This is a genomic window from Candidatus Spongiisocius sp. (assembly GCF_965221825.1).
In the GTDB taxonomy this organism is placed as follows: domain Bacteria; phylum Actinomycetota; class Acidimicrobiia; order Spongiisociales; family Spongiisociaceae; genus Spongiisocius.
Genome location: NZ_OZ244917.1, coordinates 2943765 through 2959649, shown reverse-complemented (window position 1 = coordinate 2959649; position 15885 = coordinate 2943765). Strand labels below are relative to the sequence as shown.

The window sequence follows — 15885 nt, the reverse complement described above, 5'->3', positions numbered from 1 at the left end:
GGGTACTAGGGGGCAGGGGAATACGGATTCTGATAGTCGGCCGGAAACAACCTGCCCGGCCGGTGGGCACCGGCTGTCACATGACCACCTTGCGCCTAGTTTCGGCGCCCTCCTAGTGTTGCGCCGGGTGAGAGAACGCCAGCAGTGACCGACATCAGCGGGCACGTAGCCGCAGGCTTCGAACCGGTCTTCGACGCTTTCGAGGAGAACTTCGCCGTCCGGGGCGAGGTGGGGGCCGAGTTCTGCGCGTACGTGGGGGGCGAATGCGTGGTCAACATCTGGGCCGGGATGGCGACGCCGGATCGCCCGTGGGCGGATGACACGCTCGTCTTCCTGTTCTCGGTGACCAAAGGGCCGACGGCCCTGGTGGCACAGATCCTGGCCGACCGAGGCCTGATGGACGTTGACGCACCCATAGCCACGTACTGGCCCGAGTTCGCCGCTCAGGGCAAGGACCGGGCGCTGGTCCGGCACATCCTCAGCCATACGCTCGGGCTTCCTTCCTTCCCCGGGTATTGGGATCTCGTGAGCGCCGACGACGCGGCGGGATGGCATCGCAACGATGAGATCGCGGCCCGGCTCGCCGCAGCACCCCTGGCCTGGGAACCGGGCACCAACTTCGGCTACCACTCGATGAGCTACGGCTGGCTGGTGGGCGAGCTGGTACGACGGATCGACGGCCGTACTCTCGGGACGTTCTTCGCGGACGAGGTGGCCCGCCCGCTCGGCCTGGACCTCTGGATCGGCCTTCCCGTCGAGCAACACGGGCGTGTGGCCAGACTCCTGCGCGATCCCGACCCGGCCGCCGAGCTTCTGAAGGCCCTCTGGGCGCCTGATAATCCCGCCGGCGCCGCGCTCTTCGTCGGCCCCGAGCGGCGGAGCCCGGTCGATCTGGCTAACGACCCCGACCTATGGACGGCGGAGGCACCGGCCATCAACGGGGTCGGCGACGCCAGGAGCGTGGCCCGCATGTACGCCATGCTGGCCGGCGGCGGCGTGCTCGACGGGGTGCGCATCGTATCCGAGGAGTCGGTCGCCGCTCACACAGCCGAACAGGCCCGGGGCATCGATGCCATATTCGGAGGCACTTCTCGCGTCGCCCTCGGCTACGGCCGATCCGTCCGCGGCGGCCTGTCGCTCGGACCCAACGACGAGGCGTTCGGGATGCAGGGTATAGGAGGCGCCATCGGCTACGCCGACCCGGTGGCAGAGGTGGGTTTCGGATACGCCATGAACCAGACCTTCATGGATGCGGGCACCGACCGCCGCCCCCGCGCCCTCACGACTGCTCTGTACGAGGCGCTTACCCGCCAGGGTGGGTGAGACCGGATCCCGGTTCCGGCGGCTCGATGTCAGGCCTGAAGGCGTTCGAGCCGGGCTCTGGTCGCCTCCGCGACCGGGGGCGAAGCCGGGGCCATCAGCGGGGTGATGGCGATCTCGCCCGCATGGTTCACACCGATGTCGGTGCCATCCAGCGGTACGTCTCCGAAGTCCTCCCGGTAGTTGTGGGTGAAGGTCCCGTCGGGAAGCGGCTGGTGCATCTGCCCGTAGGTGACCCGGGCGGGCGGCACCACCCGGCGGGGAGTGGCGAGGTCGGCCTCCCACGGGAGGTTGACCGTGACAACGTCCGCGGCGAGGTCAGCGTCGAGCAGGTCGCCGAGGATGTCGGCGCAGACCGCCGCCAGGCGCTCCCAGGCCGGTGCGGAGGAGGCGGATCGCATCAAGGGATACCAGGTGTGCCAGCTTCCCCGCACCCCGGTCGAGAAGGCCACGGAGGGAATCCCCAACTCCCATCCCTCGAAGGCCGCTCCCACTGTCCCGGAGCTGATGATGTAACCGGCGCCGTGGTTGTAGCCGATGTTGATGCCGGAGACGACCAGACTCGGCGGTGATCCGAAGTAGCCGGCCGCCACCTGCACGGCATCGGCCGGGGTGCCCGACACGGTCACCACGGTGGCGCCGCCCTGATCCATCTCGACCACCTCGATGGGCTCGAAACGGGTCAGGGCCTTCCCGATCCAGCTTCGCTGTCCGGCGGGAACCACGGTGCGCACCTCCCCCAGCGATGCGAGAGCGGCTCGGAAGGGTGGGAGGGCGGGACTGTCCACGCCGTCGTCGTTGGTTAGGAGGATCCAGGACACGCGGGCGGAAGGCTAGCCACCCAAGAGAGCCGTCGGGCCCTGGTGTCGGGCGCGACGGACACGTAGCATGGGGCCATGGACACCATCAAGGCATCTGCGGTAACCGTCAGCGACGGCGTGACCCATGGGACCCGGGCCGACACGTCGGGTGATGTTCTGGCCGCCCGGCTCTCCGGCATGGGTTACCAGGTCGACCGCCATCTGGTCCCGGATGACCGGGCCACGATCGAGAAGCTGCTGGCGCGGCTGGCCCCGCGACGCCGGCTGATCATCACCACCGGCGGTACGGGCTTCGGGCCCAGGGACGTCACCCCCGAGGCCACCGCCGCCCTGATCGACCGGCCGGCGGCCGGCCTATCCGAGCTGATCCGGGCGGAAGGCCTGCGCCACACACCCATGGCCGCTCTGTCCCGCGGCGTTGCGGGAGTGGTCGGCGCCTGCCTGGTGGTGAACCTCCCCGGCAGCCCGAAGGCGGTAACCGAGGGTTTGGACGCCCTCGAGCCGCTGCTCCAGCACATCCTCCAGCTACTGGCGGGCGATACCGAGCACGGCTAGGAATCCGGTCCCAGACCGAGGAGATTCGGAGGGAGCGGCGCCCGACCGGTTAGGGCCATCAACAGATCCTCGGCCCGCCCCAAGCGCGCCGCGATCTCGGTCGCCAACCACACGGCAACCGATAAGGCCGACTCGGGCACCGGGCTGTCCTTGCCCACCGCCCCGGCGAGATCGAGGGTATGGACCACCAACTCGAAGGTCCTGGTCGGCAGGTAGTCGGCGAGCCGCATCTCGCCCCACGGCGTACCGATCGGGTGATCGTCGGGCAGCGAATCCACGAGGCAGGACACGCCATCCACGATTCTTGCCACGGCCGATGACGGATCTTCGCCCAGCGCGGCTGCGGCGTCCCCTGCGCGCCCGGCTATGGCGTCATGGATGCTTCTGTCCCTCAACGCCTCGCGGAAGTAGTCCGCCGGCCTCGCCAGTCGAGCCGGGACACCGGGCTCACGGCCCGCACCGTGCTCCACCGTGAGGAGAGCGCGGCAGGTGTGTCCTATCAACTCACGAACACCCCACTCCCCCAGCCCCGGATCGTCCAGCAAATGCGGCGGAACCCGGCCTACGGTTTCGACAAAGAAGCTCCCCGCCTCGCGGAAGGCCCTTCGATTCTGATCGCTGTCCAACACGAACCGCACCCACGGCATCGTAACCGGGGTGGCTTGCCTTCATCGGTCATCCAAGCCCAGCCGCGGAACGGCCGTGCTGAGAAGACACAAGGTATCCCCCTTAGGTTCTCAGCACCCTCACGGTGATATGCGGTGGGGATGGGTGTAGAGGTTGAAGCCGCCCGGCCTGACGAAGCCGGCCACGGTCAGGCCCAGCTCCCCGGCGAGATCTACCGCCAGGGAGGAGGCCGCCGACACCCCGGCCAGGACGCTGATGCCGGCAACCGCCGCCTTCTGAACAAGCTCGAACGACACCCGGCCGGAGACGGTGACGACCAGCTCCCCCATCGGCCACCGGCGGGACGACAGATGGCCGACCAGCTTGTCCATGGCGTTGTGCCGGCCCACGTCCTCGCGGGCGCCCAGGAACTCGCCCTCGCCGGTGAAGGCGGCCGCTGCGTGGAGCCCGCCCGTGGCGTCGAATCCGGCCTGGGCCGCGCGCATCGAATCCACGAGTTCCAGCAGAAGTCCGGAGGGAACGACCGGGCCGCCCGGTAGCGGCGGCGCCGCCACGCGGACCGCGTCGATGGAGGCCTTACCGCACACGCCGCACGACGAGGTGGCGTAGAGGTTGCGGCGGAACTGTTCCTCGTCGACGTGGATTCCCTCGGCCAGGACCAGTTCGTAGCGTCCGGCGCCGTCCAGGCCCGGCAACGCCCGTACCTCGGCAAGCTCCTCGGGGTGCAGGATGATGCCCTCGGTGAGGGCGAACCCCCGAGCCAGTTCCTCGTCATCGCCCGGAGTCCGCATCAGGACCGCGATCGGGACCCTTTGGAGCCGGAACTCGACCGGCTCCTCGGTCGGCAACAGGTCGCTCCGTGCCGCACGACCCTCCCCGCTGACGCGGAGTACGGGCCGGGATGAACTGGCTGACATGTGCTCTCCGGTGGTGGAGTCGTGAGTGGGTCGGGGCTCGGTTCCGGTTGATTATGGCGCAGCCGGCAATCTCAGGCTGCGATCACCGACCGGGGCCGTGGGGCTGCCTGATTGTCGCGATCTTTCGGTACCGTGGTGACCGTGGCTCGGAAAGAGATGACCGCAGTTGCTCTGGTAGCGGCTGCTATCGCGTTCGTGTGGGTTTGGCGGATCCTTCCCGCGGAACGTCCTGGCTCCGTAACCCCGGCAGAGGCGTCCGCCTCCTACTACCCCGAGGACGCCGTCGCCTACGCATGGCTGAACCTGGCGCCTGGAGAGAGTCCTCCAGGGAGTCTTCCCTTCCTGTTCGATCAACTCGATGGACTCGAAGGGAGCGGCGGGTTGGCAGGCGAGGGTGACAACATCCTGCCCGATGCCATCGCGACCTTGTTCGGGGAACCGAGCGCCTGGATGGGGACCGAGGCGTCGGCGGCGGTGGTCGAACTGGGGAACGGCGAGATCGCCTTCGCGGCGACCGTGAGGGTGAGCGACACGGATGCGGCTGCCGAGTTCATGCGGAGCTGGCTCCAGCACCAGGAGCAGAGTACGTCCGCTTCTGTCGCTCAAGCCGGGGACTTCCTGCTCTTCGGCACCGACGAAGGACTGCTTGAAGAGGTCTTGGAGAGGATTGAAGGCGATCATCCCGAAACCCTCGCGTCGGCAGGGCACTTCGAGGAGGCGAGGGCCGCCGCGCGTGACGGCCGTTTCGCGTCGGCGTACCTGGACTTGGAGTGGCTTACCGGCCGGATGGGTGATCCCGGTCGCAGCCCCTGCCCGGGAGTTCCGTTCGATACGCCCGAGTGGTTGATGGTCTCGGCCAGTTGGGCCGGTGAAGGTCTGGTCGTCGATCTCGCTACGCCCGATGTGACCAGCTGGTGGACCGATACCTCGACCGGTGTCACGGATGCCGTCGTTCCGGCCGATGCGCTGGGGTTCGTGTCCATCGGGTTCGACCCCGACATGGACCGCTGGCGAGAAATCCTGGGCGGGTGCGAGATAGCCGGCCTGTTACCGGGCGGCTACCTGTTCGAGCAGCCGTCGGCGGAGGACACGAGCGGGCTCGAGGAAGGCGCGACGCTGGCGGATGCCCTGGACCTCGCCCTCGGATTCGTGGATCTCGGAACCGGGCTCGATCTCGAAGCGGACCTGTTCGACCATCTAGGCGGTCAGCTGGTGCTGGTGGCCCACGGACCGGACCGCGAAGGTTCCTCCGTGGACGGGGTAGCCGCTCTGTCATACCGACCCCTGTCCAGGAACGCTCTGGCAGGGACGATTGACGGCGTCGCGAATGGAATCTCTTCGTTGACGGGCGTGTTCATCCAAGAGCTCGACTCGGGCGCCGGCGGAGCCGCGCCCGTAACGGAAGACGGGAAGCTCTCGCTGGGCTACGTACTCCATGGCGGGTTTGTCGCCTTCGGAACCGGTGCGGATGCGCTGGAGACCACGGTGGCGGTCCAGCAGGGTACGAGAGACCACGTGTCCGGCGCCGATCAGTACCGGCGGACTGTGAAACACATCCCCTACGATCCGCTCCTTCTGGCATACGTCGACCTTGCGAGGGTCATCGACCGGATGGGTTCCTCCGGAATGGGGTCGGATCACGGCCCGCTCTCGATGCTGTCGAGATGGTTGGGTCCGATGGCCCTGGGTGTGGGAACCGATGGCGACTACACCAGGGCAACCCTCGTTCTCTCGCTCCTCCCGTCCACCAGCTAGGAGGGCGGCGGTGGAATCCGACCCTGGCTGTTGGTTGGTAGTTGAACTCCTCACCGACAGGAGCGTCCAACCCCCAGGAGAACTTCCGGCTGATCGTTAGCGGAAGCACCGCCGAGCCGCCTGGCGCAGATGGGGCTAAAGGGCAAGCTGGCGAAGAGCAGTGGAAGCTCGGCTCCGGGGGTGGACTTGAACCCACAACCGACGGAGCAACAGTCCGCGTAAAACCCATGTAGGCACTATGTTCTAGGCGTTCGGTCCCACACCTGATCCCACAGAGCGTTATTGGGGACTCCATATCTGCTGGTAGGCGTGGCTGTTTTCTGAGATTTGCCGTTGGTTGGTGCCGTCCGCGTCAATCACCCATAGGGCTGACGAGCCGGTCCAGTAGGCGATTTTGGTGCTGTCGGGTGACCAGAGCAGATCAGTGACAGAGACGTAGTATTGGGTGGGATCGGTCAGTGGTTGTTTGTTGGTTCCGTCGGCGTCTACCACCCATAACGCATCGCCGGCTTGGTAGGCGATCTTGGTGCTGTCGGGTGACCACCGCGGAGTATTAGCGCTTTCGGTGATTTGTTGTTGGTTGGTTCCGTCGGCGTCCGCGATCCATAACTCGTTCTGTCCGTAGGCGATCTTGGTGCTGTCAGGTGACCACCACGGGGCGATATTGTGATGAATATCGTCGTGGAGTTGTTGTTTGTTGGTACCGTCTGCGCTCATCACCCAGAACGCGCCGCCGGTTTTGTGGTAGGCGATCTTGGTGCCGTCGGGCGACCACCGCAGACTTGTACCGCTGAAGAGTTCGCCGAGTTGTCGTTTGTTGGTCCCGTCGGCGTCCGCCACCCACATCACCTGCCCCGACGTCCTATCGCTGCGGCTGGTGTAGGCGATTCTGGTGCCGTCGGGTGACCACCGCGGAGAATAGGCGCTCTCGCCCAGTTGCCGTTGGTTGGTCCCGTCGGCGTCCGCGATCCATAACTCGCCGTCGCTGGTGAAATAGGCGACTTTGGCGCTGTCGGGTGACCACAGCAGCCTGTAACCCTTGTTGCGGTACATGAGTTGTTGTTTGTTGGTCCCGTCGGCGTCCGCCACCCACAAGGAACGGTCGTTGGTCCGATAGGCGATTCTGGAACCGTTCGGTGACCACACGAAGTGGTAGCTGTCGAGGAAGAAGATGGAGTCGATTCGGCCGAGCTGTTGTTTGTCGGTGCCGTCCGCTCCTATCACCCATAACTCGTCGTCGCTGGTTTTGTAGGCGATCCTGGTGCCGTCGGGTGACCACTTGTGATAGGAACCGTCTTCGACGAGGCGTTGTTTGTCGGTGCCGTCCGTGTCCGCCACCCACAACCCGTCGCTGGCACCGTAGGCGATTCTGGTCCCGTCGGACGACCACCGTATGTTGGCTCCACTGTCGTGTAGTTGTTGTTTGTTGGCGCCGTCAGCGTCCTCCACCCATATCCCGGGGTAGGGGGAGGAGGTGGAGTAGCCGATGCGCTGGGTGGTAGGCCTCGTGGTCGTGGTGGGCGTCGATGGAGTTGAGGTGCCTCGTTGTGGCGGTGTCGGGGGTAGGCCCCTGCCTGTGAGGTTGTGCCAGAGCCCGATCACGTACACACCCATCTGGGCACGGGTCACCGCAGCAGCCGAGGTGGCCTCCCCCGTCGTGGGCGCCACCCGCAGACCGACCAGACACTCCGCGGCCCGATCCAACTCCGAACCGTCCGTTCCCGCGCACTGATCCCCACCGGCCTTCTGATACGTGCGATACAAGAACCGCGAGATCTGCGACGCCTTCAACGGATCCCCGGGACCGTACGTCGTGGCAGATGTCCCCTGGGTAATGCCCAACCCGAACAAACACTCAATATTCGCCTCATGAGTCGTCCCCTCAATATCGGTGAACGGGACCACCACCCCGGAAGGACACTCCCCGCCCAGATGATCGGTCCACAACCGGATCAGAAACGACGCCATCTGCCCGCGGTTCAGCTCACGATCCGGTCCGTAAACCCCATCGCCGTAGCCCTGCGACAAACCCAACGCGCGCATACACAAGATATAGGCAGCCGCATAGTCCGAGTCCCCAACATCCCCGAACTGACCGGTCTCCCCGGTGTCACATAACCCCGATTCGGGTGTTGCCTGCGCCACAGCAGGCGCCGACGACACACCAACCGACCCCACCACACCCACAACCAGCATCACCGCAACCAACACCACCAACCGCCTCACCACAACCTCCCCGAAGTCACCCTTCACACAACCGGAATCACCCTTCACATAATAAGCATACCCCCGCCTCGGACACTCCCAAAAAACACACAACCACCCAAAAGGGCCACCCCCACGAACCGCCCCGGTGTCTCCTCGGAGACTCTGATGGTGACCGGGTTTGGTGAAGTGGTGGTGCTGTTCTGCCCCTGCAGAAAGCCCACCAGCACGGTCTGACGCTGAGCGTTCACGACCAGCGATCGTAGAGAGCAATCGCACGCAAGGGCGGCTCACCCGCGGCTCCGCACACTGATCTGACTGCATCACATGCTCGTCGGATCGGCAGCGGGAGAGTCGTGGTGTCAGACTCTGCGGCCATGCCGACGCATGGGACGACTACCCGGACCGCTACAAGGCAGATCTGGTCGCCTACTTCGACGCACGGTTAGCAGTTGGTGGTTAGTAGCCAATGGTCAGCCTGAGTGATGTCGATAGATCAGTAGTCCGGTTCACTCCGGCCATTGGCTACCTGGCGCCGGCACCCCGCAGCCGGCCGCACGGTGTAAGGTAGACCTCACACACGGGAGCCCGGGAAGGGGCTGAGAGGGAGATCCGCATCTCCGACCGTTGAACCTGATCCGGGTCATACCGGCGAAGGAAGTGACTCGCCGCCCTCCCGAATCCCACTAGCCGGGAGGTTGCGCGCATGAAAAGACTGGGAATCGTGCTGGCGGCGCTGATGCTCGTCGCGGCCGGGTGTGCCGACGACACGCCCGATGACGAGGGGCCGCAGACCATCCGGCTGGTCACCCACGACTCGTTCTACGTCAGCGAGGGAACGCTGGAGCAGTTCGAGGCGGAGACCGGCCATACCGTCGAGCACTTGGAGGCCGGCGATGCCGGCACCATGGTGAACCAAGCGGTGCTCACCAAGGACAACCCGGTGGCCGACGTCATGTTCGGCATCGACAATACGTTCCTGGGCCGCGCCCTCGACGAGGACCTGTTCGAGGAGTACGTTTCTCCCCGGCTGGATGACGTACCGGACTCGCTCAACCTCGATACCAGGGTGACCCCGATCGACTTCGGCGATGTGTGCCTCAACTACGACATAGCCGGCCTGGCGGAGCGAGGCGTCGAACCTCCTTCGACACTGAGAGACCTCACCGACCCAAAGTACGCCGGACTGCTGGTGGTGGAGCATCCGGGCACGTCTTCCCCCGGCCTGGCGTTCCTGCTGGCCACCATCGCCACCTTCGGCGAGGAGGGCGACTACACGTGGGATAGCTTCTGGTCGGACCTGGTGGCCAACGATGTCCTCGTCACGGCGGGATGGGAGGACGCGTACTACGGATCCTTCTCCGGCGGATCGGGCGAAGGAGACCGTCCTATCGTGGTGTCGTATGCATCGTCCCCTCCGGCGGAGGTCATATACGCCGATCCGCCGGTCACCGAGGCGCCCACGGGCGTGGTGACGGCCGGTTGCTTCCGCCAGATCGAGTTCGCCGGGATCCTGGCCGGGACGCCGGTTCCCAACGCCGCCCGGCAGCTGGTCGACTTCATGCTCGATCTCACCTTCCAGGAGGACATACCGCTCAACATGTTCGTGTTCCCCGCCAATAAGAACGCGGAGTTGCCGGACGAGTTCGTCCGGTACACCGAGATACCCGACGAGCCGGCGGTGGTGGCTCCCGAGGAGATCGACGCCAACCGCTCCCGCTGGATCGAGGAATGGATCGAGGTCGTAGCCTCCTGAGGTCCGGGGCCGGGCGGTGGCTGGTCGCCGTCCCGCTCGTCTTCTTCGGGCTGTTCTTCGTGTACCCGCTGGTGCGGGTCGTGCTGCGCAGCCTCACCCTGGACGGGAGCCTCGACCTGTCTCCCTTCGTGGAGATCGCCACCAAGGGCTCCCTGCGCCGGGCGGCCTGGTTCACGGTATGGCAGGCCACGGTTTCCACTGCCGCCACCCTGCTGTTCGCACTACCCGGCGCCTATGTCCTGTCCAGGTACTCGTTTTTCGGGAGAAAGCTGCTAAGGGCGGCGGTGACGGTCCCGTTCGTCTTGCCGACAGTGGTCGTAGGTACCGCCTACCTGGCCCTTCTAGGACCGGGAGGGCCGCTCCGGATGGACCTCCGCCAGACGGCGTGGGCGATCCTCATCGCCCATGTGTTCTTCAACTACGCGGTGGTGGTGCGCATCGTGGGCAGCTTCTGGGAGCTCCTCGACCCGCGGCTCGAGGAGGCCGCACGAGCGTTGGGCGCCAACCGGGTACAGGCCTTCCTGACCGTCACGCTGCCCCTCCTACTCCCCTCCATCGCGGCGGCCGCCTCCATCGTGTTCCTGTTCACGTTCACGTCCTTCGGGGTGGTGCTGATCCTGGGCGGCTTCAGCTACGCGACCATCGAGGTGGCGGTGTGGCGCGAGGCCACCATCAACCTCGACCTGGCCGCCTCCGCCGCGCTGGCGCTCGTCCAGATGGCAGGGGTGGCAACCGCCCTGTGGGTGTACACCCGGCTCCAGCGGCGCCACGCTCGGCGGCTTTCCCTGCGTTCGAGCCGCACTGTCGCCCGCCGGCCCGCCACCCCGGGGCAGTACCTGGTGGTGGGAACGACCGTCGCCTCGATGGTCCTCTACCTGGGGGCGCCGATCGGCACGCTCGTGTGGAGATCGCTGTCTACTTCCAGCGGGCCGGGTGTGGACCATTTCGCGAGCCTGGCCCGGGGCGCCACCCCGTTCGTCGACCCTGCCGAGGCGATCATCAACTCGTTGTGGTTCGCTGCAGCAGCGGTGATCCCCGCCGTGGCGGCCGGTCTCGCTTCGGCCGTCGTGATCGCCCGGCGCCCCGGCCGGATGGGCGCCAGGCTCGACACCTTCCTGATGCTCCCGCTCGGCACGTCGGCGGTCACGATCGGTTTCGGGTTCCTGGTCGCCTTCGATTGGCCCGTGGACCTCCGTACTTCGATCTGGCTGATACCGCTGGCCCATGCGGTGGTCGCGGCGCCATTCGTGATCCGTACCGTGACCCCGGTGCTCCGATCCGTGCAGCCCCGCCTCCGCGAGGCGGCCGCCGTTCTCGGAGCCTCACCCCGGCGAGTCTTCCGGGAGGTGGAACTGCCGATCATCAGCCGGGCGGCGCTGGTCGGGGCCGGTTTCGCGGCGGCGGTGTCGCTCGGCGAGTTCGGAGCTACCGCCTTCCTCATCCGACCCGGCCGGCCGACCATCCCTACCGCTATCTTCCGCCTGCTCGGCCAGCCCGGGGCCGCCAATCTCGGGCAGGCCCTGGCCTTGAGCACCGTGCTCATGGTCCTCACGACCGTGATAATCATGACCATCGACCGCTACCGGGTGGCCGGCCTCGGGGAGTTCTAGTGCTCGAGATACTCGACATCACGCTGGACTACGGCAAGCACCGCGCTCTGGACGGGATCGATCTGTCGATCCGGTCCGGGGAGGTGATGGCCGTGCTGGGCCCGTCAGGCTCGGGAAAGTCGAGCCTCCTGCGGGCCATCGCCGGCTTGGAGAGGCCGGGAGCCGGGACGATCGAACTGGCATCCCGCGACATAACCCGGGTCGATGTGCACCGGCGCGGGGTGGGATTGATGTTCCAGGACTACGCGCTGTTCCCCCACCTGAGCGTGGCCGACAACGTCGCCTTCGGCCTCCGGATGCAGGGAAAGGACCGGCCGGCCATCAGGGACCGGGTGGACGAGGTGCTGGCGTGGGTCGACCTCCACGGGTACGGGGACCGCGGGATCGAGTCGCTCTCGGGTGGCGAGCAGCAACGGGTCGCCCTTGCCCGGGCGCTGGCGCCCGAACCGGAACTGCTGATGCTCGACGAGCCGGTGGGTGCTCTCGACCGGGCCCTGCGCGCCCGGCTGGTGCCCGAGCTGTCCCAGCTCCTGCGCCGGATAGGGATCACCGCGCTCTACGTGACCCACGACCAGGACGAGGCCTTCGCCATCGCCGACCGGGTGGCGATCCTGCACCGGGGCCGGATCCGTCAGGTCGACACTCCCGAGGAACTGTGGCGACGACCGGCCACTGAGTTCGTGGCCCGCTTCCTCGGGTTCGAGAACTTCGCCGATGTGGAGGTGGAGGCCGGTTCCGCCACCACCCCGTGGGGCGCCATCCCGACCCATCTTCCGGACGGTCGGCACCGGGTGGTCATCCGGCCCGATGGCGCCGCCCTGAGTCCGACCGGGAGCCTGGCCGGAACGGTGGAGGCGACCACCTTCGTGGCCGGGCAGAGCCGTGTGGAAGTGGACTGCTCCGGTCATTCGCTCGTAGTGCAGGCCGCGGGTACCGGTCCTCCCAGGGGAACCCTCGTGCGCGTGGAGATAGACCCCGAGAGGGTTGTCACGCTGCCCGAGCCGGCACCTTCGGCCGGAGCTCCTCGAGTTCGGCTCGAACCGGTGATCACGGGCCCCGTTCGCGACCGGGGGTTGCCGCCATCCGCCAACGGGGCCTCCTCGTTTCACGTCTGGTGGGATGTTCCCGATGTTCCCCTGGCATCGGTGTCGGTGAACCTGGAGGTGCTGAGGCCACCGGAGGTCAGCCGGCTGGCCTTCTTCGCGCTCCAGGCATCCTTCTGGTCGCCCACTCGCCACGAGGGAGGCGCCCACACGGGGATCCAGTGGAATCCCCGCCATCCGGGAAACCTGGCCGTTAACTGGGGTGGCTACGACGACGGCGGCGCCATCCTGGCGGGAACGGAGTCGTCCTTGCCGTCGACGCCCCTCGATCCGAACACCAGGGACTTCGCTTGGATACCGGGCGCCCGCTACCGCCTCACCATCGGACCGCGTTCCCCCGGCGACGGGAGCCCGGGCCGTTGGCCGGCCAGGATCGAGGGTCTCGACACCGGGGAGGACATGGTGGTGCGTCACCTGCTGTGCGACGGCGACCATCTTCGATCGCCGGTCGTGTGGTCCGAGCTATTCACCCGGTGCGACGACCCTCCCATCGAAGTACGGTGGAGCGATCCGTCCGTGCTCGGCCTCGATGGAGAGCCTGTCCCGGTGAACCGTGGTCGCGTGACCTACCAGGCCTACGATGCCGGCGGGTGCACGAATACGACAGTTGAAACGGACCGGGTCGGAATCGTGCAGCGATCCGGCTGCGAGCGCATGACTGCCCAAGACACCTTCATCGGCTGGAGGACATGACAACTACCCCCAAAACGGTTATGACGATCGGCGGCAGCGACTCCGGCGCCGGCGCCGGGATCCAGGCCGACCTCAAGACACTGTCGGCGCACCGCGTGTTCGCCACCACGGTCCTAACCACCGTCACCGCCCAGAACACCCGGGGGGTGGAGCGAGCCGGGGAAATACCGGTCGAGGTGATCTCTGCGCAACTGGAAGCGGTGGCCCGCGACCTTCCGCCCGACGCCACCAAGACCGGATTGCTGGGCCGGGCAGAGGTGGTCCGGCTGGTGGCGGAACAGGCGCCCGGGCTACCCAACCTGGTGATCGATCCGGTTCTGGTCGACCGGGAAGGCGAGCCGCTGGCGGATCGCTCCACCGTCGACGCCTACCTGGAGACCCTGATCCCGGCGGCGGACCTGGCCACCCCCAACCACCGGGAGGCGGCGTTGCTGGCCGGCCGGACCGTCGAAAACGAACACGACCAGCGGGAAACGGCGGAGTACCTGGCCCGCACCACCCGGACGCCCTTCCTCGTAACCGGAGGGCGGATGGCCCCCGACCGGCCCCTGCTGGACGTGTTCTCCGACGGGATCCGGACCCATGCCCTCCCGGGACGCCGGGTGCGGTCCCGGAACGTCCACGGAACCGGGGACGCGCTCTCGGCATCCGTAGCGGCTCGCCTGGCCGGCGGCGCCGACCTGATCGTGGCCATCGCCGACGCCCGAGCCTGGGTATCGCGCGCCATCACCGGCGCCGCCGGATGGACCCTGGGCCGCGGCGAGGGCCCCATCGACCACTTCGGCTGGACATAGGGAGAAGCCATCCACCAAACCTTCACGCCGGCTTGGTAGTCTCCCGCTCGCCGATCATGATTCAAGGCCTCGCAGCGGCTGCGCGCCTGATGAGAAGTGCTTTTTGATCGGTTCGAGATGGCAGGAGGACCATGGCGGATGATGCGTTAAGGCGCTCCCCGGCGGACAACACAGCCAACGTCGTACGTGCGGAATTGGGTGTGGCATCCGCTGATTCGTCTTCCGCCACTGCGGACATTGGCTCCCACCACATGACAGTCCCGCAATACCGAGACGGCGAATGCGAAGTACGGCGGCTCTGGGACTCCGCGGTCTGCTCCGCACTTGGCTGGGATCCCGAGCCGATCACCCAACTGCGGCTTCTGCTCCATGAAGAACCCCATGTCAAGAGCCTCGGCTATGGCCAGTACGCCGATGCTCCTGACGATATTTAGCAACTTACTCGAGATATCAGCCCTGTTTTGTCTTAGTCATTCGCTATAATCGTACATATGTACGAAGTAGCCTTCCATGACGCAGATTCCATACTGGTCGCTGAGAACAACCTCAAAGACGCCCAGCGGAAGATCGACCGCCACCGCGGACGGCAGCTCGCATGGTTGAAGACGGTGATCCGCCGGCGGGGGATCGTCCGCGACGGATACCGCTCTCTGGTGGACTGGACCGCCTCGCGGCTGGACATACCGCATACGGTTGCCCGCGACCTCGCCTATCTGGCCAGAAGGCTGGACGACGACATCATCGACCTCATCGGGAGAGGGCATCTGCCGTTTGATCGGACGGTCTCCACCCAACGCCTGATCCAGGCAGGGGCCGCGCCGTCCGATGTCGCAGGGTCGGCCGATCTCGACCTGGCGGGTGTCACGAAGCTGGCCACCAGGTTCCGCAAGCTCAGCCGAGGCGACGAGCGCAGCGAGTTCGAACGCCAGTACGTGAACCTCAGGGCATCCGACGACGGAGCGGTTTGGCACCTGTCAGGCCGCCTCACGGCCACGGACGGCCAGATCGTACGCAAAGCACTGGACCAGCGCGCCGACCAGATCCCGCCCCTTACCCCATCCGATCCGGATGCTGAGTTGTCACCGGGCCAGAAGCAGGCCATCGGCTTGACCACCATGGCCCAGGACGACCTGGACGGCAACCTCACACCCGGAGACCCGGCCGGACGCGAACCCGTTGTCATGCTCATCCGAGACGAATCACTCGCCGACCAGTCCGACGACACCCAAGGTGTGGACGTGTTCGGCGGGCCAAGAGCAGGGCCCCAGGCTGTTGAAGAAGCCGAATGCGAAGGACGCGTCGAACCCGTCACCATCACAGACTGCCAGGTAGTGGATATCGAACCGACCCGGCGCCGGATACCCAAACGGCTGCGAAGGGCCGTGCTCGCCAGAGACCGAAAGTGTGTCATCGACTCCTGCCGCAACAGCTACCGCCTCCAGACCCACCATGTGATTCCAAGACATAAGGGAGGCGACAACACCGCCACCAACCTCGCCACCCTCTGCTGGTACCACCACCACATCGCCATCCATAGGCGAGGACACCGGATCGACCCTGACACACCACCCCACCGCCGACGGCTCCTCCCACCCCGGACCCGGACCGGATACCGGCACCCCACCAACGTCGAGTATCTCAGCCCGTACCAGCAGCAGGAGCGCGCCTACCAGAACTTCCTCGACAAATACCACCCCCAACAACCCCACCCCGGCGGATAGATCGAACC

Annotated in this window: 13 protein-coding genes and 1 riboswitch; of the genes, 9 read left to right on the top strand and 4 right to left on the bottom strand. The window is 66.4% G+C overall.

Going from position 1 to position 15885, the window contains the following annotated elements; all coding sequences use genetic code 11:
• The first annotated feature begins 144 nt into the window (after positions 1-144).
• Entirely contained in the window at positions 145-1323 is a 1179-nt protein-coding gene (locus ACOQPD_RS13700; RefSeq protein WP_420612516.1) for a serine hydrolase domain-containing protein, read from the top strand.
• Between the two features lie 29 nt (positions 1324-1352).
• Here the strand turns inward: ACOQPD_RS13700 and surE are convergent, their stop codons facing one another.
• Positions 1353-2141: a 5'/3'-nucleotidase SurE gene (gene surE, locus ACOQPD_RS13695; RefSeq protein WP_420612515.1), complete on the bottom strand. Its 789-nt coding sequence runs from the start codon at positions 2139-2141 to the stop codon at positions 1353-1355.
• A 75-nt stretch (positions 2142-2216) separates the two neighbouring features.
• On the opposite strand from surE, the gene ACOQPD_RS13690 reads away from it, so the two are divergent.
• The gene (locus tag ACOQPD_RS13690) at positions 2217-2696 is read left to right on the top strand and encodes a MogA/MoaB family molybdenum cofactor biosynthesis protein (protein ID WP_420612514.1); all 480 of its coding nucleotides are present in this window, start codon (positions 2217-2219) and stop codon (positions 2694-2696) included.
• Here ACOQPD_RS13690 and ACOQPD_RS13685 read toward each other — a convergent pair.
• Complete coding sequence (locus ACOQPD_RS13685) at positions 2693-3334, bottom strand: maleylpyruvate isomerase N-terminal domain-containing protein (protein WP_420612513.1); 642 nt, start codon at positions 3332-3334, stop codon at positions 2693-2695. The genes ACOQPD_RS13690 and ACOQPD_RS13685 overlap by 4 nt on opposite strands.
• 108 nt (positions 3335-3442) lie before the next feature.
• Positions 3443-4240 (bottom strand): formate dehydrogenase accessory sulfurtransferase FdhD, encoded by a 798-nt coding sequence (gene fdhD, locus ACOQPD_RS13680; RefSeq protein WP_420612512.1) that lies wholly within the window; start codon positions 4238-4240, stop codon positions 3443-3445.
• A 156-nt stretch (positions 4241-4396) separates the two neighbouring features.
• Between fdhD and ACOQPD_RS13675 the strand changes: the two genes are divergently transcribed.
• Positions 4397-5995: a hypothetical protein gene (locus ACOQPD_RS13675; RefSeq protein WP_420612511.1), complete on the top strand. Its 1599-nt coding sequence runs from the start codon at positions 4397-4399 to the stop codon at positions 5993-5995.
• Positions 5996-6274: 279 nt separating this feature from the next.
• Here the strand turns inward: ACOQPD_RS13675 and ACOQPD_RS13670 are convergent, their stop codons facing one another.
• Complete coding sequence (locus ACOQPD_RS13670) at positions 6275-8248, bottom strand: S-layer homology domain-containing protein (RefSeq protein WP_420612510.1); 1974 nt, start codon at positions 8246-8248, stop codon at positions 6275-6277.
• 522 nt (positions 8249-8770) lie between these two features.
• Positions 8771-8877: riboswitch (TPP riboswitch) on the top strand.
• A 29-nt stretch (positions 8878-8906) separates the two neighbouring features.
• Here ACOQPD_RS13670 and ACOQPD_RS13665 point away from each other — a divergent pair.
• The 6 genes from ACOQPD_RS13665 to ACOQPD_RS13640 all read left to right on the top strand — a co-directional run bounded on the left by ACOQPD_RS13665 (position 8907) and on the right by ACOQPD_RS13640 (position 15877).
• A complete protein-coding gene (locus ACOQPD_RS13665) occupies positions 8907-9956 on the top strand; it encodes a thiamine ABC transporter substrate-binding protein (protein WP_420612509.1) in 1050 nt (349 codons plus the stop codon).
• On the top strand, positions 9932-11566 hold the full coding sequence (locus ACOQPD_RS13660) for an ABC transporter permease (protein WP_420612508.1): 1635 nt from the start codon (positions 9932-9934) through the stop codon (positions 11564-11566). Before ACOQPD_RS13665 ends, ACOQPD_RS13660 begins: the two co-directional genes overlap by 25 nt.
• Positions 11566-13362, top strand: coding sequence for an ABC transporter ATP-binding protein (locus ACOQPD_RS13655; protein WP_420612507.1), 1797 nt, complete (start codon positions 11566-11568; stop codon positions 13360-13362). Before ACOQPD_RS13660 ends, ACOQPD_RS13655 begins: the two co-directional genes overlap by 1 nt.
• The gene (thiD, locus tag ACOQPD_RS13650) at positions 13359-14156 is read left to right on the top strand and encodes a bifunctional hydroxymethylpyrimidine kinase/phosphomethylpyrimidine kinase (RefSeq protein WP_420612506.1); all 798 of its coding nucleotides are present in this window, start codon (positions 13359-13361) and stop codon (positions 14154-14156) included. Before ACOQPD_RS13655 ends, thiD begins: the two co-directional genes overlap by 4 nt.
• 131 nt (positions 14157-14287) lie before the next feature.
• Complete coding sequence (locus tag ACOQPD_RS13645) at positions 14288-14590, top strand: hypothetical protein (RefSeq protein ID WP_420612505.1); 303 nt, start codon at positions 14288-14290, stop codon at positions 14588-14590.
• Positions 14591-14647: 57 nt separating this feature from the next.
• The gene (locus ACOQPD_RS13640; protein ID WP_420612504.1) at positions 14648-15877 is read left to right on the top strand and encodes an HNH endonuclease signature motif containing protein; all 1230 of its coding nucleotides are present in this window, start codon (positions 14648-14650) and stop codon (positions 15875-15877) included.
• Positions 15878-15885: the final 8 nt, after the last annotated feature.